Origin of the sequence: Aeromicrobium sp. Sec7.5 (assembly GCF_036867135.1) — a bacterium.
In the GTDB taxonomy this organism is placed as follows: Bacteria; Actinomycetota; Actinomycetes; order Propionibacteriales; family Nocardioidaceae; genus Aeromicrobium.
The window spans coordinates 805,038-829,834 of the sequence record NZ_JBAJIJ010000001.1; the positions used below are offsets into that span (position 1 = coordinate 805,038).

The 24,797-nt window shown below is 69.9% G+C and carries 21 protein-coding genes; 13 read left to right on the top strand and 8 right to left on the bottom strand.

Features of this window, described 5'->3' with window-relative positions:
• Nucleotides 1-97 precede the first annotated feature (97 nt).
• From tig to V6S66_RS04130, 8 genes are all read left to right on the top strand, one after another.
• Entirely contained in the window at nucleotides 98-1,474 is a 1,377-nt protein-coding gene (tig, locus tag V6S66_RS04095; RefSeq protein WP_334205485.1) for a trigger factor, read from the top strand.
• Between the two features lie 364 nt (nucleotides 1,475-1,838).
• Nucleotides 1,839-3,092: an esterase/lipase family protein gene (locus V6S66_RS04100; RefSeq protein WP_334205486.1), complete on the top strand. Its 1,254-nt coding sequence runs from the start codon at nucleotides 1,839-1,841 to the stop codon at nucleotides 3,090-3,092.
• A gap of 49 nt (nucleotides 3,093-3,141) precedes the next feature.
• Nucleotides 3,142-3,621 (top strand): SRPBCC family protein, encoded by a 480-nt coding sequence (locus V6S66_RS04105; RefSeq protein ID WP_334205487.1) that lies wholly within the window; start codon nucleotides 3,142-3,144, stop codon nucleotides 3,619-3,621.
• Nucleotides 3,621-4,094 carry an SRPBCC family protein gene (locus tag V6S66_RS04110; RefSeq protein ID WP_334205488.1) on the top strand — a complete coding sequence of 158 codons (474 nt, stop codon included), beginning with the start codon at nucleotides 3,621-3,623 and terminating at the stop codon, nucleotides 4,092-4,094. Before V6S66_RS04105 ends, V6S66_RS04110 begins: the two co-directional genes overlap by 1 nt.
• Before the next feature lie 135 nt (nucleotides 4,095-4,229).
• Nucleotides 4,230-4,808, top strand: coding sequence for an ATP-dependent Clp protease proteolytic subunit (locus V6S66_RS04115; protein WP_334207220.1), 579 nt, complete (start codon nucleotides 4,230-4,232; stop codon nucleotides 4,806-4,808).
• Nucleotides 4,805-5,407 (top strand): ATP-dependent Clp protease proteolytic subunit, encoded by a 603-nt coding sequence (locus V6S66_RS04120; protein WP_334205489.1) that lies wholly within the window; start codon nucleotides 4,805-4,807, stop codon nucleotides 5,405-5,407. Before V6S66_RS04115 ends, V6S66_RS04120 begins: the two co-directional genes overlap by 4 nt.
• 90 nt (nucleotides 5,408-5,497) lie before the next feature.
• Nucleotides 5,498-6,766 carry an ATP-dependent Clp protease ATP-binding subunit ClpX gene (clpX, locus tag V6S66_RS04125; protein ID WP_334205490.1) on the top strand — a complete coding sequence of 423 codons (1,269 nt, stop codon included), beginning with the start codon at nucleotides 5,498-5,500 and terminating at the stop codon, nucleotides 6,764-6,766.
• Nucleotides 6,767-6,799: 33 nt separating this feature from the next.
• On the top strand, nucleotides 6,800-7,972 hold the full coding sequence (locus V6S66_RS04130; protein ID WP_334205491.1) for a saccharopine dehydrogenase family protein: 1,173 nt from the start codon (nucleotides 6,800-6,802) through the stop codon (nucleotides 7,970-7,972).
• 115 nt (nucleotides 7,973-8,087) lie between these two features.
• Here the strand turns inward: V6S66_RS04130 and valS are convergent, their stop codons facing one another.
• From valS to V6S66_RS04145, 3 genes are all read right to left on the bottom strand, one after another.
• Complete coding sequence (valS, locus tag V6S66_RS04135; RefSeq protein ID WP_334205492.1) at nucleotides 8,088-10,694, bottom strand: valine--tRNA ligase; 2,607 nt, start codon at nucleotides 10,692-10,694, stop codon at nucleotides 8,088-8,090.
• A 79-nt stretch (nucleotides 10,695-10,773) separates the two neighbouring features.
• Nucleotides 10,774-13,059, bottom strand: coding sequence for an MMPL family transporter (locus V6S66_RS04140; protein ID WP_334205493.1), 2,286 nt, complete (start codon nucleotides 13,057-13,059; stop codon nucleotides 10,774-10,776).
• A gap of 123 nt (nucleotides 13,060-13,182) precedes the next feature.
• Nucleotides 13,183-13,776 carry a TetR/AcrR family transcriptional regulator gene (locus tag V6S66_RS04145; protein WP_334205494.1) on the bottom strand — a complete coding sequence of 198 codons (594 nt, stop codon included), beginning with the start codon at nucleotides 13,774-13,776 and terminating at the stop codon, nucleotides 13,183-13,185.
• A 114-nt stretch (nucleotides 13,777-13,890) separates the two neighbouring features.
• Between V6S66_RS04145 and V6S66_RS04150 the strand changes: the two genes are divergently transcribed.
• From V6S66_RS04150 to V6S66_RS04170, 5 genes are read left to right on the top strand one after another with little or no spacing between them, the layout of a single operon-like run.
• Nucleotides 13,891-15,219, top strand: coding sequence for a serine hydrolase domain-containing protein (locus V6S66_RS04150; protein ID WP_334205495.1), 1,329 nt, complete (start codon nucleotides 13,891-13,893; stop codon nucleotides 15,217-15,219).
• Nucleotides 15,220-15,258: 39 nt separating this feature from the next.
• Nucleotides 15,259-16,602 (top strand): bifunctional folylpolyglutamate synthase/dihydrofolate synthase, encoded by a 1,344-nt coding sequence (locus tag V6S66_RS04155; protein WP_334205496.1) that lies wholly within the window; start codon nucleotides 15,259-15,261, stop codon nucleotides 16,600-16,602.
• Nucleotides 16,602-16,982, top strand: coding sequence for a DUF4233 domain-containing protein (locus V6S66_RS04160; protein WP_334205497.1), 381 nt, complete (start codon nucleotides 16,602-16,604; stop codon nucleotides 16,980-16,982). The genes V6S66_RS04155 and V6S66_RS04160 overlap by 1 nt, the downstream gene beginning before the upstream one ends.
• A 29-nt stretch (nucleotides 16,983-17,011) precedes the next feature.
• Nucleotides 17,012-17,626, top strand: a complete 615-nt coding sequence (locus tag V6S66_RS04165) for a metallophosphoesterase family protein (RefSeq protein WP_334205498.1) — start codon at nucleotides 17,012-17,014, stop codon at nucleotides 17,624-17,626.
• 1 nt (nucleotide 17,627) lies between these two features.
• Nucleotides 17,628-18,485 carry a chromosome partitioning protein ParB gene (locus V6S66_RS04170; protein ID WP_334205499.1) on the top strand — a complete coding sequence of 286 codons (858 nt, stop codon included), beginning with the start codon at nucleotides 17,628-17,630 and terminating at the stop codon, nucleotides 18,483-18,485.
• A gap of 73 nt (nucleotides 18,486-18,558) precedes the next feature.
• On the opposite strand, the gene V6S66_RS04175 is transcribed toward V6S66_RS04170, so the two are convergent.
• The 5 genes from V6S66_RS04175 to V6S66_RS04195 all read right to left on the bottom strand — a co-directional run bounded on the left by V6S66_RS04175 (nucleotide 18,559) and on the right by V6S66_RS04195 (nucleotide 24,790).
• Complete coding sequence (locus V6S66_RS04175) at nucleotides 18,559-19,722, bottom strand: ABC transporter ATP-binding protein (RefSeq protein WP_334205500.1); 1,164 nt, start codon at nucleotides 19,720-19,722, stop codon at nucleotides 18,559-18,561.
• A gap of 3 nt (nucleotides 19,723-19,725) precedes the next feature.
• Complete coding sequence (locus V6S66_RS04180) at nucleotides 19,726-20,586, bottom strand: carbohydrate ABC transporter permease (RefSeq protein ID WP_334205501.1); 861 nt, start codon at nucleotides 20,584-20,586, stop codon at nucleotides 19,726-19,728.
• A gap of 1 nt (nucleotide 20,587) precedes the next feature.
• Nucleotides 20,588-21,544 (bottom strand): carbohydrate ABC transporter permease, encoded by a 957-nt coding sequence (locus V6S66_RS04185; RefSeq protein ID WP_334205502.1) that lies wholly within the window; start codon nucleotides 21,542-21,544, stop codon nucleotides 20,588-20,590.
• Complete coding sequence (locus V6S66_RS04190) at nucleotides 21,541-22,863, bottom strand: extracellular solute-binding protein (protein ID WP_334205503.1); 1,323 nt, start codon at nucleotides 22,861-22,863, stop codon at nucleotides 21,541-21,543. The genes V6S66_RS04185 and V6S66_RS04190 overlap by 4 nt, the downstream gene beginning before the upstream one ends.
• A gap of 223 nt (nucleotides 22,864-23,086) precedes the next feature.
• Entirely contained in the window at nucleotides 23,087-24,790 is a 1,704-nt protein-coding gene (locus tag V6S66_RS04195) for a glycoside hydrolase family 13 protein (RefSeq protein ID WP_334205504.1), read from the bottom strand.
• Between the last annotated feature and the right edge of the window lie 7 nt (nucleotides 24,791-24,797).

A 24,797-nucleotide genomic window follows, 5' to 3' on the forward strand; every position in this document is an offset into this window, starting at 1 on the left:
CTCGGTACCGGCCCGCGTGAGGTTTTGCCGCGGGCCCGGCTGTTCATGCAGCCCCGTGTCACCCACCGCACAGTCGTCCACCGCAGGAGTCATCCACGTGAAGAGCACCACCGAGAACCTGAGCCCCACCCGGGTCAAGCTCACCATCGAGGTGCCGTTCGACGAGTTCAAGCCCGCTCTCGACAAGGCCTACAAGTCCATCGGCTCGCAGATCCAGGTGCCCGGCTTCCGTCGCGGCAAGGTGCCGTCGGCCGTCGTCGACCAGCGTGTCGGTCGCGGCGTCGTCCTCGACGAGGCCATCAACGCCGCGCTGCCCGACTGGTACCGCGAGGCCCTGCAGGAGACCGACCTGCAGCCGCTCGGCCAGCCCGAGATCGACCTCACCAAGTTCTCCGACGGCGAGGACATCGAGATCACGGCCGAGCTCGACGTCCGTCCCGAGGTCGAGCTCCCCGACCTGACCTCGGTCGAGGTCGAGGTCGCCGCGATCGAGGTCGCCGACTCCGACGTCGACGAGCAGCTCGAGGCGCTCCGCGAGCGCTTCGCCACCTACACCGCGGTCGAGCGCGCTGCGGCCAAGGGCGACCAGGTCACGCTCGGCCTGGCGGCCGCGCACAAGGACGGCACCGTCATCGAGGACGCCACCGCCGAGGACCTGCCCTACCGCGTCGGCGGCGCCGAGATGCTCGACGGGCTCGACGACGCCGTCACGGGCCTCGAGCCCGGCGGCACCGCGACTTTCGCCACGACCCTCGTCGGCGGCGAGCTCAAGGACTCCGAGGTCGACGTCACGGTCACCGTGACCGAGGTCAAGCAGACCGAGCTCCCCGAGCTCGACGAGGAGTTCGTCCAGATGGCCTCGGAGTTCGACACGCTCGAGGAGCTCCGCGCCGACCTGCTCGAGCGCATCACGCGCGGCAAGCGCATGGAGCAGGCCGCCGAGGCCCGCGACCTCGTCCTCGACGAGCTGCTGAGCAAGGTCGAGGTCCCGCTGCCCGAGGCGCTCGTCGCCGAGGAGCTCGCGGCCCGTCGTCAGCAGATCGAGCAGCAGCTCGCCTACTCCGGCGTCGCGTTCGAGCAGTACCTCGACGACCAGGAGCAGACGGCCGACGAGTTCGAGGCGGAGCTCGAGAAGTCCGTCCACGACTCGATCGTGTCGCAGTTCATCCTCGACCAGATCGTCAAGACCGACGAGATCGGCCTGGACGACAACGAGCTGACGCAGCACATCATGCGGCGCGCGCAGCAGTCGGGCGAGGACCCGAACTCCTACATCCAGCACATCATGGAGCACAACCACGTGCCCGAGATGGTCAGCGAGGTGCTGCGCGGCAAGGCACTCGCGTCGCTGGTCGAGGGTGCGAAGGTCAAGGACTCCGCCGGCGCCGACGTCGACCTCGCGTCGCTCCAGGCCGACGGCTCGCTCAAGAGCGAGTCCGACGCGGCCGAGGACGAGGCGTCCGACCAGGACTGACCGGCACCTGCTTCACGCCGACGGGCGCTCGACCTCCGGGTCGGGCGCCCGTTCTGCTGGGTGGGGGGCGATGTCGGCGAGGCCCGGAGGATCGGGCAGGACAAGCGGCTGCGGACCACGAGGGTGGTGGCGGCCCGGCGTGATCGAGCGGCGAATTGCGGAGTGGACACGGCAGATGGTCGCTGAACACGGGAAATTTGCCGTGCCCAGGGACCAGTTGCCTTGCTTGGCGGTCGGATGGCCACCCCCGAGGCCTGCCGCCCTGGTCCGCGGCCGCTTGTCAGTTGCATCGCCCACCCCCGTGACCAACGACGCTCCCCGGTGGTCTTGGCAGCACGTGGTGCGACTTGTCACACTGAGTGACATGCCCACTGACCCTGCCCGGACGACCGACGTCGCAGCCCTGGCGCTCGAGTACGGCGACCGGATCGTGGTGGGCACGGTGCGCGACGTGCACCGCGCCGTGGCCGAGCGTGCCTTCCGCGCCACGCGGATCGTCGGCGGCCGGGTTCCGGAGTCCCTGCACGACGCCGTGGCCACCTCGATCTACGGCGCCATCAGTGGCGTCCTGCGCGTCTCCAGCGGCTCGGTGCGGGCCCTGTCCGCCCGAGGGGTGGGTCGCCCGGTCGAGTCCACGCGTCTCGGTCGCGGTGTCGTCGCGGCCGTGAACGGGCTGGTCGGCGACGAGCTGCGCCGACTCGACGACCCCCAGGCCATCACGATGGCCGTGCGGGTCGAGGGCGCCGACGTCCCGGCCACCGGCTGGCCGCTCGCGGAGGCCTTCCGTGACGCCTCCAGCCACGTCGTGGTCTTCCTGCACGGCCTCTGCGAGGACGACGAGTCCTGGGAGCAGGGCCGCCGGGCTCACGGCACGTCCTACGCCGATCGCGTCGCCGACGAGACCGACGGCACGCCGGTCTTCGTGCGGTACAACACCGGCCTGCACATCTCGGAGAACGGCAAGCACCTCGACGCCCTCCTGCGCCAGCTCGTGGAGTCGTGGCCCGTGCGGATCACCCGGCTGACCCTCGTCGGTCACTCGATGGGCGGGCTCGTCGCCCGCGCCGCCACCAACCACGCCACGGCCACCGGTGGCACGTGGACCGGGCTGGTCCGCGACGTCGTCTGCCTCGGCACGCCGCACGCCGGCGCCGTCCTGGAGAAGGCCGTGCACGCCGGTTCGCGCGTGCTCCGGTTCCTGCCCGAGTCGCGTCCCTTCGGGCACCTGCTCGACAGCCGGTCCGCCGGCATCGTCGACCTGAGGCACGGGTACATCAGCGCCGACGAGTGGGAGGGCCAGGACCTCACGGCACGGTGGGGCCTGGACCGCATCGCGGCGGCGCCGCTCGCCCACGCCGAGTACCACTTCGTGGTGGCCACGATGGGCGCCACGCAGCGCCACCCGCTCAGCGCGGTGCTGGGCGACCTGCTGGTCCACTTCTCCTCGGCTGCCGGCGTCGGGCGCAGCGGCCCGATCGTCGACGGTGCGAGGTTCGAGTACATCCCGAGCGCCCACCACTTCGCGCTGCTGAACCACCCCCAGGTGGGCGACTGGCTCGTCGAGTGGATCAAGGCGGCCGGCCGCGAACGCCGGGCCATCCTCGCCAGCGAGGCCTGAGCTTCGGATACCGCTGGTACGTGAGACGGGATTCGAGTAGGTTCCCCGCATGGCCAACCGTGACATCATCACTGACAGCATCGACATCGCCGCGCCCCCGTCGGCGGTGTGGGCGATCGTCTCCGACCTGAAGCGCATGGGGGAGTGGAGCCCGCAGTGCCGCCGCATGATCGTCCGTGGCGGCGAGGTCAAGCAGGGTGCCCGCACGATCAACGTGAACCGCCAGGGCTGGAAGGTGTGGCCCACGCGCTCGTACGTCAAGGTCTTCGAGCCCGAGCGCACCTTGGCCCTGAAGATCGCCGAGAACGGCACGGTCTGGACCTACGAGCTGGAGCCCACTGCTGACGGCACGCGCCTCATCGAGTCGCGCACCGCGCCGGACGGTGTGTCGAACCTGTCGAACTTCCTGAGCAAGCACGTCCTCGGCGGCACCGAGAACTTCGAGGCCGAGCTCGAGCGGGGCATCCAGGACACCCTCGCCCGCATCAAGCACGAGGCCGAGAAGTCGACCGCGGGCCGGGCCGCCTGATGGCCCGCCCGTACGTGGCGCCGCTGGTCGCCTCGATCGACGTCGACGCGAGCCCCGATCGGGTCTGGCGCCTGCTGGAGGACCAGCGTCGCATGAGCGAGTGGAGCGACGAGACCTGGAAGCAGGCCTTCATCGGGACCCCGCTGCGCGTCGGCACCGTCAGCCTGAACCTCAATAAGCGCAAGGCCGCGGTCTGGCCCACGCTGAGCCGGTACCGCGAGGTCGTGCCGGGCCGCCGGCTGGCCTTCCAGGTCATCGGTCCGGGGGCCACCTGGAGCTACGACCTCCAGCCGAACGACGACGGCGGCACGGTCGTCACCGAGACCCGGGTGCTCAAGAACAACCGCGCCACGTTCGCGTCGATCGCCACGGCGAATGCCATGCTCGGCGGGCTCGACGGCCACGAGGCCGAGATCCTCGCCGGCATGCACGCGACGCTGGAGCGCATCAAGGCCGAGGTCGAGCGCGGCTGATCGCGGCCGCCCTCGGGCCGGCCGCGCGGTACGCCCATGGCGAACAGGGCGTGTTTACGCGTGTGTCGGCCCGATCGGCCAACTAGGGTCGGAGACGTGAACCCACTCGAAGCCCCCCAGCACTTCGCGCACAGCATGTCCGCGCAGGCCGGGCCGTCCGACCTCGACGGCCACATCTACCAGCGCCTGCTCAAGGAGCGCATCGTCTTCCTCGGTTCGGAGGTGCGCAACGACAACGCCAACGCGATCTGCGCGCAGATGCTGCTGCTCAACGCCGAGAACCCCGACGCCGACATCTCGCTGTACATCAACAGCCCCGGTGGATCGGTCGACGCGGGCATGGCGCTCTACGACACGATGCAGTTCATCTCCAACGACGTCGCCACGTTCGGCATGGGCCTGGCGGCCTCGATGGGGCAGTTCCTGCTCGCCGCCGGCACCCCCGGCAAGCGCTACGCCACGCCGCACGCCCGCATCATGATGCACCAGCCCTCGGGCGGCATCGGTGGTTCGGCGTCGGACATCAAGATCCAGGCCGAGCAGTCGATCCTGCTCAAGAAGCAGCTCAACCAGCTCCAGTCGGTCCACACCGGTCAGAGCATCGAGCAGATCGAGCTCGACTCCGACCGTGATCGTTGGTTCACGGCCGAGCAGGCCAAGGAGTACGGCTTCATCGACCACGTGGTCGCCAGCGCGAGGGAGATCACCAAATGAGCTACTACATTCCCCAGTGGGAAGAGCGCACGTCGTACGGCTTCCGCCGCATCGACCCGTTCGCCAAGCTGTTCGAGGACCGCATCATCTTCCTCGGCACGCCGATCAGCGACGACGTCGCCAACGCGGTCATCGCGCAGCTCCTGAGCCTGCAGGTCATGGAGCCCGACCGTGACATCAGCATCTACATCAACAGCCCCGGTGGTTCGTTCACCGCCATGACGGCGATCTACGACACGATCCGGTACCTCAAGCCCGACGTGCAGACGTTCTGCCTGGGCCAGGCGGCCTCGGCCGCCGCGGTGCTGCTGGCGGCCGGCGCCCCGGGCAAGCGCTTCGCGCTGCCGAACGCGCGCATCCTGATCCACCAGCCCTACACCGAGGGCACCGGCGGCCAGATCTCCGACCTCGAGATCCAGGCCAACGAGATCCTGCGCATGCGCGAGCTGATGGAGCAGATGATCGCCGACGCCACCGGCAAGGACCGGGCCGACGTCAGTCGCGACGTCGACCGCGACAAGATCCTGACGGCCCAGCAGGCCCTCGAGTACGGCCTGATCGACCAGGTCCTCGACACGCTCAAGGTCCCCGCAGTCTGAGCGACACGCGGTCCGTGGCGACGTGACACACGTCGCGTTCGCCCCGGACCGCGGCTAGGCTGGACGACAGCTTGAGGAAAGGAACTCTCCGTGGCGCGCATCGGTGAAACGGCCGATCTGTTGAAGTGCTCGTTCTGTGGAAAGAGCCAGAAGCAGGTCAAGAAGCTCATCGCGGGTCCGGGTGTCTACATCTGCGACGAGTGCATCGACCTCTGCAACGAGATCATCGAGGAGGAGCTCGCCGAGAATTCCGAGCTCACGCTGGGCGAGCTGCCCAAGCCGCACGAGATCTACGAGTTCCTCAACGGTTACGTGATCGGCCAGGAGGGCGCCAAGAAGTCGCTCGCGACGGCGGTCTACAACCACTACAAGCGTGTCCAGGCGCAGCAGGCGGGCGGCCGGAGCAAGGACGAGCAGGTCGAGCTCGCCAAGTCGAACATCCTCATGGTGGGCCCCACGGGCTGTGGCAAGACCTACTTGGCCCAGACGCTGGCCCGCATGCTGAACGTGCCGTTCGCGATCGCCGACGCCACGGCCCTGACCGAGGCCGGCTACGTCGGCGAGGACGTCGAGAACATCCTCCTGAAGCTCATCCAGGCCGCTGACTACGACGTCAAGAAGGCCGAGACGGGCATCATCTACATCGACGAGATCGACAAGATCTCGCGCAAGAGCGAGAACCCCTCGATCACCCGCGACGTCTCCGGCGAGGGCGTGCAGCAGGCGCTGCTGAAGATCCTCGAGGGCACCACCGCGTCGGTGCCGCCCCAGGGTGGGCGCAAGCACCCGCACCAGGAGTTCATCCAGATCGACACCACCAACGTGCTGTTCATCGTGGGCGGAGCATTCGCCGGTCTCGAGGAGATCATCGAGTCCCGTTCGGGCAAGGTCAGCGTCGGCTTCAACTCCGAGACGGTCGAGGTCAAGGCCCAGGACCCGACCAAGGTGTACTCGCGCGTCGAGCCGACCGACCTGCTGAAGTTCGGGCTGATCCCGGAGTTCATCGGACGTCTGCCCGTCATCGCGAGCGTCGAGAAGCTCGACAAGGAGGCGCTGGTGCGCATCCTCACCGAGCCGCGCAACGCGCTCTCCAGGCAGTACGAGCGGCTGTTCGAGATCGACGGCATCGAGCTGGAGTTCACCGAAGCGGCCATCGGTGAGATGGCCGAGCTGGCGCTGCGCCGTGACACCGGTGCCCGCGGCCTGCGCTCGATCATCGAGGAGGTCCTCCAGCAGACGATGTTCGAGGTCCCCAGCAACGAGCACGCGGCACGCGTCATCGTCGACGACCGGGTCGTCCGCGGCGAAGCCAACCCCACCATCCTGACGCGCGACGAGGTGGAGAAGAAGGCCTCGTAGTCCCACCCGGGTCCCCACAAAGGCGGTTCTGCCATGGTCAGCGACATCACCCTGCTCGGAGCGACGGGCTACACCGGTGGCCTCACGGCCGACTACCTCGGCGCGCACCTGCCGGCCGGCGCCTCGTGGGCGATCGCGGGACGCACCCGAGGCAAGCTCGAGCAGGTGGCCGACCGCATCGAGACGGCCGGCGGTGCGCGTCCGGAGCTCGTCGTGGCCGACGTCACCGATGCGAGCTCGCTGGCTGCCGTCGCCGAGGCCACCCGCGTCCTGGTCACCACGGTCGGGCCGTACCTCAAGCACGGCGAGGCAGCCGTCAAGGCGGCCGCCGAGGCCGGCATCGCCTACCTCGACCTCACGGGCGAGCCGCAGTTCGTCGACGACATGTGGCTCAAGTACCACGCGACCGCGGCCGACTCCGGTGCCCGCCTGGTGCACGCGGCAGGGTTCGACTCGGTGCCGTACGACCTCGGTGTCCTCTACACCGTGCAGCAGCTCCCCGACGACGTGCCGATCTCGGTCAACGCCTACCTGCGCGCCGGCATCACGCCCTCGGGCGGCACGTTCCACTCGGCGGTCGGACAGTTCTCGAGCTTCCGGGAGTCGGCGAAGCTGGCCAAGAAGCGTCGTGCGTCCGAGGAGCGCCCCGCTGACCGGAAGGTCCGCGGTGCCGGCAAGCTCGGTCGCGCCCCCCACGACACCGGGTGGGCGGTGCCGCTGCCCACGATCGATCCTCAGGTCGTGCTGCGATCGGCGCGCGCCCTGCCCACGTACGGGCCCGAGTTCACCTACGGCCACTTCGCGCACGTGCGCACGACCCGCATGCTCGCGGCGGGCGCCGTCGGCGTCGGCGCCCTGGCCGTCACGGCGCAGGTGCCTCCGCTGCGCAAGCTGCTGCTCTCCCGCATGGATGCCGGCGACGGCCCCGAGCAGGCCAAGCGCGAGAAGGCGTGGTTCAAGCTCGACCTGCTGGCCGAGGCCGGCGGCGACACCCTGCACACGCGCGTCACGGGCAAGGACCCCGGATACGGCGGCACGGCCAAGTACCTCGGCGAAGCCGCGATGAGCCTGGCGTTCGACGACCTGCCCCAGGTCAGCGGCCAGACCACCACGGCCGTCGCGATGGGGCAGGCATTGATCGACCGGCTCAACCCGGCGGCGATGAAGTTCCAGACCTGCGAAGAGCACCACGCAGACCCCCACTAGGCCAACCGCTGGTTGAGGTGCGACGAGCTCTCGCGAGGAGCCTCGAAACCTCGGTCACCTTTCGGGTGAAGCCAAGCAGGATTTCGAGGCTCGTGCCCCAGAGGGCACTCGCACCTCAACCAGCGGTGGGTTGGTCGGCCAGGGTGGCGTCGACCGTGATCTCGGTGGCGCCGGCCGTCGGAGCGAGCGCGAGCTCACCCACCACGCGACCGGCGGCCTTGACGTCGTCGAGCGCCAGCGCGGCCTGCTCCAGCACGGTGGCCGGGCCGGTGGCGGTGGCCGCCGTGACCTCGGTGCGCTGGCTGACCTTCGCGGTCGACTTCGCGCCACGGATGCCGGCGAGCACCTGGCCCGCCGCTGCGAGCACGCCCGCCTCGGCGCCCTGCGGGAGCTCATCCACCGTCGGCCAGCCGGAGCGGTGGATCGAGCCCTCCTGCCACCACGACCAGACCTCCTCGGTCACGTAGGGCAGATACGGGGCGAGCAGGCGGAGCTGCACGGTCAGGGCCAGCACGAACGCTGCCTTGGCGGAGGCGCCCCCGGCATCGTCGCGGCGGGCGCGCTCCTTCACGAGCTCGAGGTAGTCGTCGCAGAAGTCCCAGAAGAACTTCTCGGCGACCTCGAGGGCCGAGGCGTAGTCGTAGTCCTCGAGGAACGTGGTGGCCTCGACGACGACGGCGCGCAGTCCCGCGAGCATGGCGAGGTCGAGCGGCTCGGTGACCTGGGCGGCGTCGAGGAACGAGGCGTCGGCGCCGAGGCCGTACGACTCCTCCGAGGCCAGCACGAACTTGCTGGCGTTGAGCACCTTCATCGCCAGGCGGCGGCCGACCTTCATCTGAGCCTCGTCGAAGGGGGAGTCGGCTCCCGGTCGGGCGCCGGCGGCCCGCCAGCGCACCGCGTCGGCGCCGTACTTGTCCAGGATCTCGTCCGGCACGACGACGTTGCCCTTGGACTTGCTCATCTTCTTGCGGTCAGGGTCGACCACGAAGCCCGAGAGAGCTGCATGGCTCCACGGCACCCCACCGAACTCCTGGTGGGCCCGCACGACCGAGCTGAACAGCCAGGTGCGGATGATGTCGTGGCCCTGAGGACGAAGGTCCATGGGGTACGTCGCCGCGAAGAGCTCGGGATCGCGTTCCCAGCCGGTCACGAGCTGCGGCGTCAGCGACGAGGTGGCCCACGTGTCGAGCACGTCGGGGTCGGCCATGAAGCCGCCGGCCACGCCACGCTGGGACTCGTCGAAGCCCGGGGGCGTCTGTGACGCGGGATCGACCGGGAGGCTGTCCTCCGCGGCGAAGATCGGGTCGTCGTAGTCGGGCAGGAGATCGGCGTCGAGGCGGTACCAGACCGGGAACGGGATGCCGAAAAAGCGCTGGCGGCTCACGAGCCAGTCGCCGTTGAGGCCCTCGATCCAGTTGGTGAGGCGGCTCTGCATGTAGCCGGGCTTCCAGCTGATCTCGTCGCCGCGCTTGACGAGCGAGGCGCGAAGGTCGGCGTCGCGACCGCCGTTGGCGATGTACCACTGGCGGGTCGACACGATCTCGAGCGGCTTGTCGCCCTTCTCGTAGAAGTTGGCCATGCGCTGCGTCGGCACGGGGTCGCCGTCGAGGTCACCGCTGGCCTGCAGGGCACCCACGATGACCTCGCGGGCCGAGAACGTGGTCTTGCCGGTAAGCTCGGCGAACAGCGTGCGTCCGGCCTCGCTCGCGATCCACTCCGGCACCTCGCGCAGGAACCGGCCGTCGCGGCCGATCACCGTGCGGTTGGGCAGCTGGTGCTCACGCCACCACTGCACGTCCGTGAGGTCACCGAACGTGCAGCAGTGCACGATGCCCGAGCCCTTCTCCGGATCGGCGAGGGTGCTGGCGATGACCGGCACCTCCACCCCGAAGATCGGCGACGTCGCGGTGGTGCCGAACAGGTGCGCGTAGCGCTCGTCGTCGGGGTGCGCGATGAGCGCCACGGCGGCGGGCGTGAGCTCGGGGCGCGTCGTCTCGACGTGCACGGTGGTGCCACTAGAACCGTCCGGCCCGGCCAGGTGGTAGGCGACCCGGTGGTACGCGCCGGGGTAGTCGCGCGCCTCGAGCTCGGCCTGGGCCACGGCGGTCTGGAACGTGACGTCCCACAGGGTGGGTGCGTCCTGCGTGTACGCCTCGCCGCGGGCCACGTTGCGCAGGAACGCGCGCTGGCTGGTGATCTGGGCGGAGTCGCCGATCGTCGTGTAGGTCTGGGTCCAGTCGACGCTGAGGCCGAGCGTGCGCCACAGCTTCTCGAAGACCTTCTCGTCCTCGGCCACGAGCTCGTTGCAGAGCTCGATGAAGTTGCGCCGACTGATCGGGACCTGCTTCTTCGGATCGGGCTTCGCCGGGCGCTCGAAGTCGGCGTCGTACGGGATCGTGGGATCGCACCGGACGCCGTAGAAGTTCTGGACGCGTCGCTCGGTGGGCAGGCCGTTGTCGTCCCAGCCCATCGGGTAGAACACCTCGAAGCCGCGCATGCGCTTGTAGCGCGCGATGACGTCGGTGTGGGTGTAGCTGAACACGTGGCCGACGTGCAGCGAGCCCGACACGGTGGGCGGGGGCGTGTCGATCGAGTACACCGCTGACCGCTCGGCGGGGCGCTCGAACCGGAAGGTTCCCTGGTCCTCCCATACACCGCTCCACCGCTCCTCGAGGCCTTCGAGGACGGGCTTCTCCGGGACGCGGTTCGCGGGGGTGTTCACGAGAGATGAGTCTAGGTGAGCCCGCCCCCGGGCCCTGTGATCAGGCCCTGTGATCAGGCCCAGTGATCAGGCCCTGTGATCAGGCCCGGTGCTCGGGCGCGGCCTCCGCGTGCTCGGAGTCGACCGGGTCGGCCGGGTGGCCGGGACCGGCGACGTGGTGCGAGCCGTCGGTGCGCCACAGGTGGCTCGGCCACCACATCCAGCGACCGACGTCGAGCGTGAGCGCCGTGACGAGCACCGACCGCACGATGATCGTGTCGAGGAGGACGCCGAGGGCCACGACGAACCCGAGCTGGGCGAGGAACACGATCGGCAGGGTGGCCAGGGCGGAGAACGTGCCGGCGAGCACGAGTCCGGCCGAGGTGATGACCCCACCGGTGGCCGCGAGCCCGATCAGAGCGCCGCGACGCGTGCCGATCTTGATTGACTCCTCGCGAACCCGGGTCATCAGGAAGATGTTGTAGTCGATGCCGAGCGCCACCAGGAAGACGAAGGCGAAGAGGGGGAACGACGTGTCGGTGCCGGCGAAGTCGAAGACCTGTCTGAACACCACGGCGCTGATGCCGAGCGCGGCGCCGAAAGACAGCACGACCGTGCCGAGCAGGATCAGGGGCGCCATGATCGACCGCAGGAGCACTCCCAGCACGAGCAGGACGACCAGCAGGATCAGCGGGATGATGAGCTGGTTGTCGGCCGAGGAGGCCTCGCGGATGTCGAGGCTGATCGCCGAGAAGCCGCCCACCTGCGCGTCGGCCCCGTCGATCGCGTGCACGGCGTCGCGGGCGCGCTCGACGGTCTCGTAGGCGTCCTCGGTGTCCGAGGCCGAGGCCAGGGTGCGCTCGAAGTACACGATGTCGCCGCTCACGAGTCCGCCCTGGCTCTCCGGGGAGCCCGGTGCGGTCGCGTCCGGCACGGGCCGCAGCCCGTCGGTGCCGTCGAGGGCCGCCGCGACGGCGCCGGCGTCGTCCGCGTTCGCCACGACCTGCAGGGGTGAACCCTCGCCGGCCGGGAAGTGCTCGGCGATGACCTCGTCGGCGACGATGGAGGGCTGCTCGGTCGTGAAGGTGTCGGCGTTCGCCAGGACGCCCGAGTTGAGCTGCGTCATGCCGACACAGGCGAGCCCGAGCAGCGCGGTCGTGGTGACCCACACGGTGCGGGGGCGCTTGGCGACGGTGGTTCCGACACGGCCCCAGAGCCCGCTGCCCTCGGCCTTCGTGTCACCGAAGCGCGGGACGAAGGGCCAGAAGACCCAGCGGCCGAAGAGCACGAGCAGCAGCGGCAGGACGATCAGCATCACGAGCAGGGCGACGACGATGCCGGCCGCCGTGACGGGTCCGAGCCCGGCCGTGGAGTTCATCTGGGCGAAGCTGAGGCACAGCAGACCGATGACCACGGTGAGGCCGCTCGCGACGATGGCGGGTGCTGCGCGACGCAGGGCGTGGCTCATCGCGTCGATGCGGTGCTCGAAGTTGCGCAGCTCCTCGCGGTAGCGAGCCACGAGCAGCAGGGCGTAGTCGATGCCGGCACCGAGCACGAGCACGGCCAGGATGCCGGCGCTCTGGCCGTTGACCGTGAGGTCGGCGTACCTGGCCAGCAGGTACACGACGCCCTCGGCCGCCCCGACGCTGAGCACTCCGCAGAACAGGGGGATCAGCCAGAGGAAGGGGCTGCGGTAGGTCAGCAGGAGCATCACCACGACGACGCCGAGGGCTGCGAGCAGGAGGATGCCGTCGATGCCGGCGAAGGCGGTGGCCTGGTCGGCGCCGAACGCCAACGGGCCGCCCACGTAGCCCTCGAGACCGTCGCCGGCGGACGACTCGACGATCTCGCGCATCTCGTCGATCGCGTCCGGGAGCTCCTCGAAGCCCGCGGTGTCGTCGATCGCGTAGGTGACGATCAGCTGGAGGGCCGCGCCGTCCTCGGACGTGAGCTTCCCGATCAGGTCGTCGGTGATCTGGCTCTCCGCCGCGGTGGCCAGCGTCTGCTGCTCGGCCGGGTCGAGACCCAGGGCGGCGGGGGAGATGACACTGACGACGTTCGGGTCGAACTCCTGCAGCTCGAGCAGCGCGTCACGAGCTGCGACGACGTCGGCGGCGGTGATGCCGCTGTCGCGCACGAAGGCGATGATCGCGGGCGACTCGTCGTCGCTGGCGAGCTCGGAGGCGCGCTCGATGACCTCGGTGGACTCGGCGTCGCCCGGGAGCCAGCTGGCGATGTCGTTGTCCTGCACGCCGCCGAGCTTGCTGGCCATCGAGGCGAAGGTGCCGAGCACCATGACGGCCAGGACCAGGGCGGCGACGATCGCGACCCAGGTGCCTCGGCGCGACTGCTGGGGAGCGAGCGGGGCGTGGGGCGAGCTGCTCATGACGGATCCTTCGGGGGGCGCTTCACACTCACGGTGGTGCAGGTCGCGTCCATCATGTCGTCCCGCACCGACAGTTGGCGATGGGGGAAAACCCTCATTTCTCCCTGAGGGACGCGACCCAGGTCACGGTCTGGGGACGAGGAACGGAGCCATGCCCTCCGCGGCGAGCGTCGTGGCCAGATCGGCCAGGCGGTCGACACGCTCCGGTCCAGCGCCGCGGGCGAGCGTCGCGGCGTTCCAGCCGAGCGACACCACGAGCGAGGCCACGTCCGACGCGGTCTCGTCCGGGAGCCCAGGTGTGCCCTGGCGCAGGCTGATGACGATCTCGGCGGTCAGGTCGAGCTGGAGCGCCTCGGCGAGGGCGTGCCGCCCCGGCCAGTCGGTGTTGGTCAGCACGACGAAGTCGTCGGGGTGCTCCCGCGCGAACGAGGCCAACGCGTGCATCCCTGAGTGCAGCTGGTGCCGCAGGGATCGTCCGCGCGCAGCGCGGTACGAGGCGACCAAGTGGTCCCGGATGCGTACGCGGGCCCGCTCACCCACGGCGGTGACGAGCCGCACCTTGTCGCCGTGGCGGGCGTACAGCGTCTGCTTCGTGGTGCCGCACCTCAGGGCGACCGCGTCCATCGTGAGGCGCTCGAACCCCCGGGCGACGAGCTCGGTCGACGCTGCGTCGAGCAGCGTGTCGTCGTCGTACACGCGGGGGCGGCCTCGGGTCATGCGTCGATTGTGCCCGTAACGGGTCCACCTGACGCTCGTTTAGTAGACGTGAAGTCAAGTAATCCAGGTCACAGGCTCACTCGCGGGTGTGTCGCCGTCGCACTTGCCGCCACGGTGCTGACCGCCCCGCTGCACGGCAGAGCCGCGGCCGAGGAGGTCGAGCGTGAGTGCGAGGTCCCGGCCGCGGGCGAGCCGTTCGAGACGGCGTCCCCCGAGGAGGTGGGCCTGGACGGTGCCGCCGTCCGCGACGCCGTCTCCTTCGCGGATGGACGGTTGCGCACGTCGGTGCGCGTCTTCCGCCACAACTGCCTCGTCGCCACCGGGGCCCTGAACTTCCTCTTCGACGCGGTCCCGGCCAACATCTGGAGCTCCACCAAGAGCGTCGTCAGCCTCGCTGCGGGCATTGCGGTCGACCGGGGTCTCCTCGACCTCGACGCACCGATCGGCACCTACCTGCCCGACGGGTGGGCGGACGCCGAGCACTCGGCCATCACGACCCGTCAGCTGATGCAGGAGAACAGCGGCCTGCAGGCGGGGATCGCGGGGGAGGTGGCGTCGATCCTGCTCGACACCGACGTCGTCCGCGCGGGACTGGCACTGCCGATCGTGCACGAACCCGGCACCTACTTCGAGTACGGCCAGCGCAATCCGGACATCGTGGGCTTCATCGTGGAGCGCGCGGTGGGGGAGGATCTCCAGGCTTTCGTGCAGCGCGAGGTGTTCGACCCGATCGGGATCGAGCCGGGAACCTACATCTGGCTGCGCGACCGGTCCGGTCACAGCTACGGGTACGCCAACCTGTTCATGAGGCCGCCGGACTTCGCGCGGATCGGCTTGCTGCTCCTGGGCGACGGCCGCTGGAACGGGGACCGGGTCGTCTCGTCGGCCTATCTCACGGACGCCACGAAGCCGTCGGTCACGAACCCCTGCTACGCCATGCTGTTCTGGACCAACGACACCCCGTGCATCAGCCCCGACGTGCCCGCCAGGCGCACCGTTGACGCTCCGGCCATGCCCGGATTCGGCGAGGACGCCTTCGCGACGGTCGGCTTCCTGCAGCAGAACAACTTCGTGTCCCCGAGCCGGGACGCGCTCGTCAGCTGGACCGGCTTCGGCGGTGACGTCTCGCTCGATCCTCAGACGCTGCTCACCGCGAACCCGAACTCGGAGCTGTACCACGAGTTCTTCCGTCGTCTCGCGCCCGCGTACGGAGACGGGACCGTCGTGCCGCCCTACGAGCACGGGGTGAGCCTGGAGGTGACCCCCGAGACCGTCCTCGACATCCGCATGACTCTCGGAGCGCTGGGTGTCGGACCGTTCGCGCCGCAGGACTGCCTGGTGCTCACGTGCGACGGTGAGCTGCCGGTGACGGGCCTGGTCCAGAACGGCACGGCGCTGATCGACCTGCTCGCGAACCTCGCCGGAACCACGGCCGGAGGCTGACGTTCGTCGCGTCTGGTGGCGACTGCGATACTGGGAGCGATGAGACCCACCTTCTCCGAGGTCGAGCACGCGCTGCAGGGCCGCTGGCCCGAGACGCGCCTCGAGCCCTCGCTCGACCGCATCGCGGCGCTGACCCGACTGATCGGCGACCCGCAGGCGTCGTTCCGTGTCATCCACCTGACCGGCACGAACGGCAAGACGTCCACCGCGCGCATGATCGACGCGCTGCTGCAGACCCTCGAGCTGCGGACGGGACGATTCACCAGCCCGCACCTGCAGTCGGTCACCGAACGCATCAGCCTCGACGGTGAGCAGCTGTCCGAGGAGGCGTTCGTCGACGCGTTCGCCGACGTGGCCGCCTACGCGCAGATCGTCGACGAGTCCCAGCCGCACCCCCTGTCGTTCTTCGAGATGACGGTCGCGATGGCGTATGCGGCGTTCGCCGACGCCCCGATCGACGTCGCCGTGGTCGAGGTCGGCATGGGGGGCACCTGGGACGCCACCAACGTGGCCGACGCCGACGTCGCCGTCGTCCTGCCGGTCGCGATGGACCACGCCCGCTACCTCGGCGACTCGCTGGAGGACATCGCGCACGAGAAGGTCGGCATCATCAAGCCGGGCTCGCGTGTCGTGGTGGCCGAGCAGGAGGACGAGGTCATGGACATCATCGGTCTGCGGGCGACCGACGTGGGCGCGACGCTGGTCCGCGAGGGCGTCGACTTCGGGGTCGCGGCGCGGCTCGTGGCCGTGGGTGGTCAGCAGCTCGACCTGCAGGGCATCGGTCGGGTCTACGAGGACGTCTTCCTGCCGCTGCACGGCGCGCACCAGGCGCGCAACGCCGCGCTCGCGCTCGCAGCGGTCGAGTCCTTCCTCGGCGGTCGCGAGCTCGATCCCGACCTCGTCCGCTCGGCCTTCGCGTCGGTGCACTCGCCGGGTCGTCTGGAGGTGGTCCGTCGCAGCCCCACGGTGCTGCTCGACGCCGCGCACAATCCGCACGGCATCGAGGCGTCGCTGACCGCGATCAGCGAGGAGTTCTCGTTCAGCCCGTTGATCGGCGTCGCCGCCGTCATGGCCGACAAGGACGTCGACGAGATCCTGCGGGCGCTCGACGGCGTCGTGGCCCACCTGGTCTGCACCGAGAACTCGTCCGACCGGTGCATGCCGGCCGGCGAGCTCGGCGACATCGCTCGCGACGTCTTCGGCGACGAGCGCGTCACGGTCATCCCCTCCCTCGACGACGCGATCGTGCGGGGCATCGCCCTCGCGGAGGCGCTCGAGGGCTACGAGGACGCGATCGGCAGCGGTGGCGTCCTCGTCACGGGATCGGTCGTCACGGTCGGCGAGGCCCGCACGTTGCTGGGCACCTCGGAGGATGGCGACTGATGCGGGCCCGGCTGTGTGCGGCGATGCTGTTCTTCGAGGCGATCCTGCTCGGGCTCTCCACGCCGGTCATGATCACGGTCGAGGACGTCGACCGCGGCCTCGCCCTGTGGCTCGGGCTCGGCCTCGCGGTGGCCTGCATCGTCGTGGCCGGCATGCTGCGTCGACCCGGCGGCTTCGTGCTGGGCCACGCACTGCAGGTTGCTGCCATCGGCCTCGGCTTCCTCGCCCCGGCGATGTTCTTCGTGGGGGCCCTGTTCGCCCTGCTGTGGTGGGGCGCCTACCGGCTGGGCGGCACGATCGAGGCCGACCGGGCCCGCTGGACGGCCGAGGCCGAGCAGGCTGCGGAGCGCCGCGAGAACGGTGGCGCCGCAGAGGTGTGAGGCGGTCCCGGCGGGTCTAGTCTCGACGTATGGTCCGGATCCTGGCCGTCGCCGACGAGGTCGCGCCCCGCGTGGACGACGTCGGCGTGCGCTCGATGCGACCTGACCTGGTCCTCGCGGCAGGCGACCTGCCCTGGGACTACCTGGAGTTCCTGGCCTCGTGCCTGGACGTGCCGGTCGTGTTCGTGCCCGGCAACCACGACCCCGAGATCGAGGCGCGGTCGCTGTGGGGTGGGCCCTCGCTGGAGGGCGCCCGACCGCACGGGGCGACCAACGCCGACGGACGGGTCGTGGAGGCCGCGGGACTGCGGATCGGGGGCCTCGGTGGCAGCGTGCGCTACAACCGCGGTCCGCACCAGTACACCCAGCGCGAGTACGGACGTCGGGCCCGACGACTGTCCCGTCGGGCGCGTCGTGCGGGCGGCATCGACGTCCTGCTGAGCCACGCGCCGCCGCGCGGCCTGGGCGACGAGGACGACGGCCCGCACGTCGGCGTCCAGGCGATGCACGACCTGATCTCCGACCTGGCGCCCCGGTGGCACGTGCACGGCCACATCCACCCGCACGGCTTCCCGCGCGCCGACCGGCAGGTCGGCGCGACCACCATCACCAACGTGGTGCCGTTCCGACTGCTGGAGGTCTGACGTGCCGCGCGAGAGTGGTTCACCTCGGGTCGACGCCGAGAGCGACTTCCTGCGCGCCCGCCGTCAGCAGGTCCTGTCCGGGCTGGCGGCGCGCGTCCGCGGAGCGACCGACGACGTCGTCCAGTCGATGTCGTTCGACGAGGTCGTCGCGGCGCTCGGACGGCGGGGGGAGCACTACGCCGGCACCCGGGTCATCCCGCTCGACGCCATCGTCGGATCGGTCGACAAGGTCAAGGACTTCGACCGTCGCTTCCGGCCCACCTCCACCCGGAGCCGCGAGCGCTGGGAGCGCCTCGCCCGGGCCAGCCGCAAGGGCGAGGAGATCCCACCGATCGAGGTCTACCAGGTCGGCGACTACTACTTCGTGCGCGACGGCCACCATCGTGTGTCCGTCGCGCACAGTCTCGACGTGAAGCTCATCGAGGCCAAGGTCACGGTCGTCGAGACGCTTCTGACCCCGGTCGGCGTGGGTGCCCGCGCCGAGCTGGAGCTCAAGCACTGGCGCCGCCTGATGCTGGAACGGGTGCCGTTCACGGGGGAGGCGCGCGCCGCCGTCGCGGTCGACCACCCCGTCCAGTACGGCGAGATCGCCGAGAACGTCGAGGCCTGGGCGGCGCGCCGCATGCACGCCGAGGGCGAGTACATGGACAAGGGGACCATGGCTCGGCGGTGGTACGAGGAGGAGTACTGCCCGGTCGTGGAGCTCATCGAGGAGGCCGGTGTTCGTGGCTCCACCGAGCGGCCGACCGAGGCGTACCTCCGCGTGGCGTGCGAGCGCTACACCCTGATCCGCGACCACGATTGGAGCGCCGAGATCATGGAACAGGTCGGCAAGGGCAAGGGGCGGCGACGGCCCTGACCCAGATCTGCGCCGAGTTGTGCGGAAGCCAGGCCTCGAGAGTGCACAACTGGGCGCACATCTGGGTGCGAGGTCAGAGCCCGACGGTCAGGTTCTCGCCGCTGGACGGATCGAACAGGTGCATGCGGTCGGTGTCGATGAACAGCCGCGTGTGCTCGCCGTCCTCGCCCGTGCTGGCCGCGTCGAGCGACACGACGAGCTGGGTGCGCAGCGAGTCGCCGTCGGCCTCGCGGGCCAGCTCCCGGAGCTGGTCCTGCACCTGCGGCTCGGCCTCGTACGGCACGTAGGCGTACTGCTGGTCGCCGAGCCACTCGCGGACGTCGATCGTGGCCTCGAAGGTGCGGGCCGAGTCGACGGCCTCGTCGCCGATGACCGACACGTCCTCGAAGTGCTCGGGACGGATGCCGGCCATCAGCAGGCCCTTGCCCTCGGTGGCCGAGGCCTTCTCGGCGGGCAGCGGGAACGTGCCGAACGGCAGGGTGACCTGCCCGTTCTCGACCGTGGCGGGCAGGAAGTTCATCGGGGGAGACCCGATGAAGCCCGCGACGAAGAGGTTGACGGGCTGCTCGTAGAGCTCGCGCGGTGTGGCGAGCTGCTGGAGGATGCCGCGCTTCATGACCGCGACCCGGTCGCCGAGCGTCATGGCCTCGGTCTGGTCGTGCGTGACGTACACCGTCGTGATGCCGAGCTTCTTCTGGAGCCGGGCGATCTCGGTGCGCATCTGGCCGCGCAGCTTGGCGTCGAGGTTGGACAGCGGCTCGTCGAACAGGAAGGCGTCGGCCTGGCGCACGATGGCCCGGCCCATCGCCACGCGCTGACGCTGGCCGCCCGAGAGGTTGGCCGGCTTGCGGTCGAGGTGCTCGTCGAGGTCGAGCGTCTTGCTGGCCTCACGGACCTTCTCATCGATCTCCTTCTCGGGCCGCTTCTGCAGGCGCAGGGGGAAGGCGATGTTCTCGTACACCGACAGGTGCGGGTACAGCGCGTAGTTCTGGAACACCATCGACAGGTTGCGGTCGCGCGGGGCGAGGTCGTTGACCCGCTTGCCCGCGATCACCATGTCGCCGTCGGTGATGTCCTCGAGCCCGACGATCATGCGCAGCAGGGTCGACTTCCCGCAGCCCGACGGGCCCACGAGGATCAGGAACTCCCCGTCGGCGACGTCGATGCTGACGTCGTTGACGGCCGGGAAGCCGTCGCCGTACTTCTTGACGATGTTCTTCATCTCGATGGTGGCCATGGATCAACCCTTCACTGCGCCGGCGGTCAGGCCGGCGACGATCTTGCGCTGGAAGAACAGGACGAGCACCACGATGGGCACCGTGGCGACGACGGCACCGGCCGCCAGGAGCGACGCGGGCCGGTTGAACGGATCGGCGCCGACGAAGAACGACAGGGCGGCCGGAATGGGTCTGGCGTTCTCGGTCGAGGTGAGCGAGATCCCGAAGACGAAGTCGTTCCAGGCGAAGAAGAACGTCAGGATCGCGGCTGTGAACACCCCGGGTGCCGCGAGCGGCACGATGACCTTGCGGAACGCCTGCCACGCGGTGGCGCCGTCGACCTGCGCGGCCTGCTCCATCTCCCACGGGATCTCGCGGAAGAAGGCCGACAGGGTCCAGATCGCCAGCGGCAGGGTGAAGGAGATGTACGGGATGATCAGGCCGTACCAGGTGTCGTAGAGACCCACCGTGCGCCACATGTCGAACAGCGGGCCCACGAGCGAGACCACCGGGAACATGGCGATGACCAGCGCGGTGGTGAGCACGAACTTCTTGCCCTTGAACTCCAGCCGCGCGATCGCGTAGGCGGCGAGGGTCGCGATGGCCACCGAGAGGATCGTCGCGCTCAGCGAGACGACCGCGGAGTTGCGGATCGCGAGCAGGAAGTCGCCGTCCTGCAGCACCTGGCGGTAGTTGTCGAAGCCCGCACCGCCGCCGTCGGCCGGCAGGAAGCCGGGGCTGCCGTTCGTGACCGCGGCCTGCGACTTGAACGAGAGCGACACGATCCAGACGACCGGCAGCAGGCACCACCCGAGGACGAGGGCGACGCCCAGGCCCATGCCGGCGCGCTGGGCGCGTTCCTTGTTCTTGCCCGTCAGTGCCATGTCAGCTCTCCTGCCTGGCGTCGGCGAGGTTGACCCGGAACACCTTGACGATGACGAACGCCACCACCAGCACCGAGAGGAACAGCAGCACCGACAGGGCTGAGCCGATGCCGAGCTGGAACTGCTCGACGACCTGGCGGTAGGTCAGGAACGAGATCGACTCGGTGCCGTTGGCGCCGGCGGTCATGACGAAGATGTTGTCGAAGATCCGGTAGGCGTCGAGCGCCCGGAACAGGACGGCGACCATGATCGCGCCGCGCATGTTGGGCAGGATCACCTTGAACAGCCGCTGGAACCACGTGGCGCCGTCGACCTTGGCGGCCTCGATCATGTCCTCGGAGATCTGCGCCAGGCCGGCCAGCAGCAGCAGGGACATGAAGGGCGTGGTCTTCCAGATCTCCGACGCCATGATCGCGATCATCGAGGAGTCGTACTGGGCGAACCAGTTGAAGTCGTCGCCGATGAACGGCAGCCACCCGTTGACGAAGCCGTTGTTGTTGGAGAACGCGAACTGCCACGCGAAGCCCGACACCACGGTGATGACGCCGTACGGGATCAGGATCGAGGTCCGCACGACGCCGCGGGCGAAGATCAGCCGGTGCATCACGAGCGCGAACGCGAACCCGATCACGAGCTCGAAGAAGACGGTGACGAGCATGATCAGGACGGTGTTGCCGGTGTCCTGCCAGAACAGCTTGTCGCTGAGCGCCGTGACGTAGTTCGACAGACCCACGAACTCCCGGTCGTCCGGAGCCGTCAGTGAGTAGCTGAAGAGTGAGAGGTACAGCGCCCGCAGCATCGGGAACGCCGTGACGAGCAGCATCAGGACGATGGCCGGGGCCACGAGCTTGCGGGCCAGGTTGGTCTCGGCCCTCGACCGCTGGGACTCCACGGCCTTCGGTGGCCGGGCCTTCTTGGCCGGCTTCGGGGCGGTGGGTGGCTTCGTGGCAGTACTCACAGGAGTGCCTCCCCGCTCAGGATGGCCTTGAGGAACTCGGCGGACTCCTGCGGAGTGCTGGCCGGGTCGACCGAGGTCGGCGAGTGCCAGCGTGACTGGATCGCGCTGGAGATCTGGCTGTAGTACGCGCTCTTCGGGCGCGGGCCGCCGGTGTCGACGCTGTCGCTGTACAGCTCGAGCAGGTCGGCGGGGTACGCCTCGGCGAGCTCGGGGGAGTCGTACACGGACTGACGCGACGGCATGAGTCCCTCGTTGACGGCGAGCTGGGTCTGCGCCTCGGGACTCGTGACGCAGGTGGCGGCCTCCTGGGCGAACTCGACGTTCTCGGAGAAGGCGCCGACGCCGATCGTGATGCCGCCGATCGGGGGCCTGGACTCCTCGCCCGCCACGGTCTGCGGATAGCGGACCCAGCCGAGGTCCTCCAGCGCGGCCTCGTCGGGCGGGCCGCCCGGCTCGCCCACGGCGCCCGCGTAGTTCTGGTAGACGAAGGTCCAGTTGGTCATGAACTCGCCGGGGCCGTCCTCGGGGTACATCTGCCCGAGGCTCGTGCCCTCGTTCGAGGTGGTGAAGTCGGCCTGGGCGGCACCGGAGTCGGCGAGCATCTGGATGACGGCAGCAGCGGCCTCGCCGGCGTCGGAGTCGATCGTGACCTCCGCGTCACGTCCGTCCTCGACGGTCTCGGGGTCCAGGATGTCGCCACCCGCGCCCTGGATGAGGGCGTTGATCCACACGACGTAGGCCTCGTACTTGTTGGCCTGGACGCCGACCGTGGCGTTCTGCGAGGCGGCGGCGTCGATGACCTGCTCCCACGTGACGGGCGTGGTCATGTCGAGCCCGGCGGCCTCGGCGAGCGACTTGCGGTACCAGAGCACCTGGGTGTTCGACCACTGCGGCGCCGCGACGATCTCGTCCTGCCACTGCACGGTCTGGGCCGCGCCCTCGAGCACGTCGTCGTCGAGCACCTGGTCGGCGAGCTCGCCGGTGAACGGTTCGAGCCAGCCGGCGCTCGCGAACTCCGGGACGAACACGGGGTCGAGGCTCATGAGGTCGGTGGAGCTGTCGCCCGCGGCGAGGCGGCGGGCGAGCTGCGTGCGCTGATCGGTCGCGCTGGAGGGCAGGAGCTGGATCTCGATGTCGTACTCGTCGGTGCTGCAGTCCTCGGCGAGCTGGTTCAGCGTGTCCTGGCCGTCGGGGTTGATGTACCAGTTCAACGTCGGCTTGCCACCGTCACCACCGCAGGCCGTGAGCAGGGTTCCGGCGAGCACCAGGCTCGTCGTCACCGCGAGCTGTCGGCGTCTCGTCGTCGGCCGCACCCTCATCGGACCTCCCCCAGAGTCGACGGGAACGTGCTCCCCGTCACATACCTCGCACGTTATGCCTGACGACGGATGGCCGCAAGAGCGCCGCCCGCCACCCGGTGGTTGAGGTGTGAGGAGCGCTGGCGACGAGCCTCGAAACCTTGGTCACGATGTGGCTGGCGGTACCCCATTCGAGCCTCGCTCGTTCCTCACTCGCACCTCAAGGGGCGGGGCTCGGCCCGCGTCAGGCCGGCACGAACCAGACGGTCGTGTCGGTCGGGAGGGTCGAGCTGGGCAGTGGGCCGGACGCGGCGAGCACCCGGGCACCGGGCGGGATCGGGACCGGCTCCGCGCCGAGATTCGTCAGGACCGCCGTGGCGCCGGCCTCGCTCGAGACCTCGAAGGCGAGGACGTCGGCGGGGGCCACGTCGGCCCAGGTCAGCTCACCTCGACCCAGCCCGCGCTCACGGCGCACCCGCAGGAGGGTGCGGTAGAGCTCGAGGGTCGAGCCCTCGACACCGGTCTGCCGGTCGACCGCGAGGAGTCCGTACACGTCGGGCTGCGGCAGCCACGACGCGTCGGTGGGTCCGAAGCCGAACGAGGGCCGGTCCGCCTCCCACGGCACCGGCACCCGGCAGCCGTCGCGCCCGGGCGTGGTGTGGTTCGAGCGCTCCCACGTGGGGTCCTGGCGCACGTCGTCGGGCAGGGTCGTCGCCTCGGGCAGGCCCAGCTCCTCGCCCTGGTAGAGGTAGGCCGAGCCCGGCAGGGCCAGCATCAGCGCAGTGGCGGCGCGGGCCCGGCGCAGCCCGAGCGCGGCGTCCGGCTGGGCGTCCGCCGGACCGATGCCCTCGGTGCGGTTGCGTCCGGGCTGCGGCGGGTAGCCCAGGCGGCTGGCGTGCCGGACGACGTCGTGGTTCGACAGCACCCAGGTCTGCGGAGCACCGACGGCGGCCACGCTCGTCAGGCCCTCGTCGATCGAGGCGCGCAGCTCGCCCGCGATCCAGGGCGTCATGAGGAACGAGAAGTTGAACGACTGATGCAGCTCGTCCGGCCGCACGTACTTCGCGAGCGACTCGAGCGGCAGCACCCACGCCTCGGCGCACAGGATCCGGTCGCGGTCCGCTCCCGGCACGGCGTACTCGTCGACGAGTCGTCGCCAGCTCCGGTAGATCTCGTGGACACCGGCCTGGTCGAACATCGGCTGGAGCGCGGTGGCCTGGGTGGCGCTGTCGAAGTCCTCGGGACCGTCGGGCAGGCCGTCGGCCTTGACCAGGCCGTGGGCGACGTCGATGCGGAACCCGTCGACGTCGCGGTCGAGCCAGAACCGCAGCACCGACTCCAGCTCCTCCCTGACCTCGGGATTCGTCCAGTCGAGGTCGGGCTGGGTCGAGTCGAACAGGTGCAGGTACCACTGGCCCGGGGTGCCGTCGGGGTCGGTGGTGCGCGACCACGCCGGGCCGCCGAACATGCTCTGCCAGTTGTTGGGCGGCAGCTCGCCGCCGTCGCCGCGGCCCTCGCGGAACAGGTAGCGCGCCCGGGCGGCACTGCCGGGCGAGGCCTCCAGGGCCTCGCGGAACCAGGCGTGCTCGTCCGAGGTGTGGTTCGGCACGACGTCGACGACGACCCGCAGGCCGAGCTCGTGGGCCCGGGCGACGAGGGCGTCCGCGTCCTCGAGGTCGCCGAAGATCGGGTCGACGTCACGGAAGTCTGCGACGTCGTAGCCCGCGTCGTGCTGGGGCGAGGTGTAGAACGGCGAGAGCCAGACCGCATCGACCCCGAGCGCCGCGAGGTGCTCCAGCCGGGACGTGATGCCCGGCAGGTCGCCGATGCCGTCGCCGTCTGCGTCGGCCCACGATCGCGGGTACACCTGGTAGATCACCGCATCGCGCCACCAGGCCTGGTCGTCGCGAGTCGTGCCGGACTGGTCCCTCGCCTGCGTCCCGAGCATGGGCGAT

Excerpts from the sequence above, each read along its gene's own strand:
- V6S66_RS04100 (WP_334205486.1), top strand. The coding sequence starts at position 1,839 with ATGCCCACTGACCCTGCCCGGACGACCGACGTCGCAGCCCTGGCGCTC.
- V6S66_RS04105 (WP_334205487.1), top strand. The coding sequence starts at position 3,142 with ATGGCCAACCGTGACATCATCACTGACAGCATCGACATCGCCGCGCCC.
- V6S66_RS04110 (WP_334205488.1), top strand. The coding sequence starts at position 3,621 with ATGGCCCGCCCGTACGTGGCGCCGCTGGTCGCCTCGATCGACGTCGAC.
- V6S66_RS04115 (WP_334207220.1), top strand. The coding sequence starts at position 4,230 with ATGTCCGCGCAGGCCGGGCCGTCCGACCTCGACGGCCACATCTACCAG.
- V6S66_RS04120 (WP_334205489.1), top strand. The coding sequence starts at position 4,805 with ATGAGCTACTACATTCCCCAGTGGGAAGAGCGCACGTCGTACGGCTTC.
- V6S66_RS04130 (WP_334205491.1), top strand. The coding sequence starts at position 6,800 with ATGGTCAGCGACATCACCCTGCTCGGAGCGACGGGCTACACCGGTGGC.
- V6S66_RS04140 (WP_334205493.1), bottom strand. The coding sequence starts at position 13,059 with ATGAGCAGCTCGCCCCACGCCCCGCTCGCTCCCCAGCAGTCGCGCCGA.
- V6S66_RS04145 (WP_334205494.1), bottom strand. The coding sequence starts at position 13,776 with ATGACCCGAGGCCGCCCCCGCGTGTACGACGACGACACGCTGCTCGAC.
- V6S66_RS04155 (WP_334205496.1), top strand. The coding sequence starts at position 15,259 with ATGAGACCCACCTTCTCCGAGGTCGAGCACGCGCTGCAGGGCCGCTGG.
- V6S66_RS04160 (WP_334205497.1), top strand. The coding sequence starts at position 16,602 with ATGCGGGCCCGGCTGTGTGCGGCGATGCTGTTCTTCGAGGCGATCCTG.
- V6S66_RS04165 (WP_334205498.1), top strand. The coding sequence starts at position 17,012 with ATGGTCCGGATCCTGGCCGTCGCCGACGAGGTCGCGCCCCGCGTGGAC.
- V6S66_RS04175 (WP_334205500.1), bottom strand. The coding sequence starts at position 19,722 with ATGGCCACCATCGAGATGAAGAACATCGTCAAGAAGTACGGCGACGGC.
- V6S66_RS04180 (WP_334205501.1), bottom strand. The coding sequence starts at position 20,586 with ATGGCACTGACGGGCAAGAACAAGGAACGCGCCCAGCGCGCCGGCATG.
- V6S66_RS04190 (WP_334205503.1), bottom strand. The coding sequence starts at position 22,863 with ATGAGGGTGCGGCCGACGACGAGACGCCGACAGCTCGCGGTGACGACG.
- V6S66_RS04195 (WP_334205504.1), bottom strand. The coding sequence starts at position 24,790 with ATGCTCGGGACGCAGGCGAGGGACCAGTCCGGCACGACTCGCGACGAC.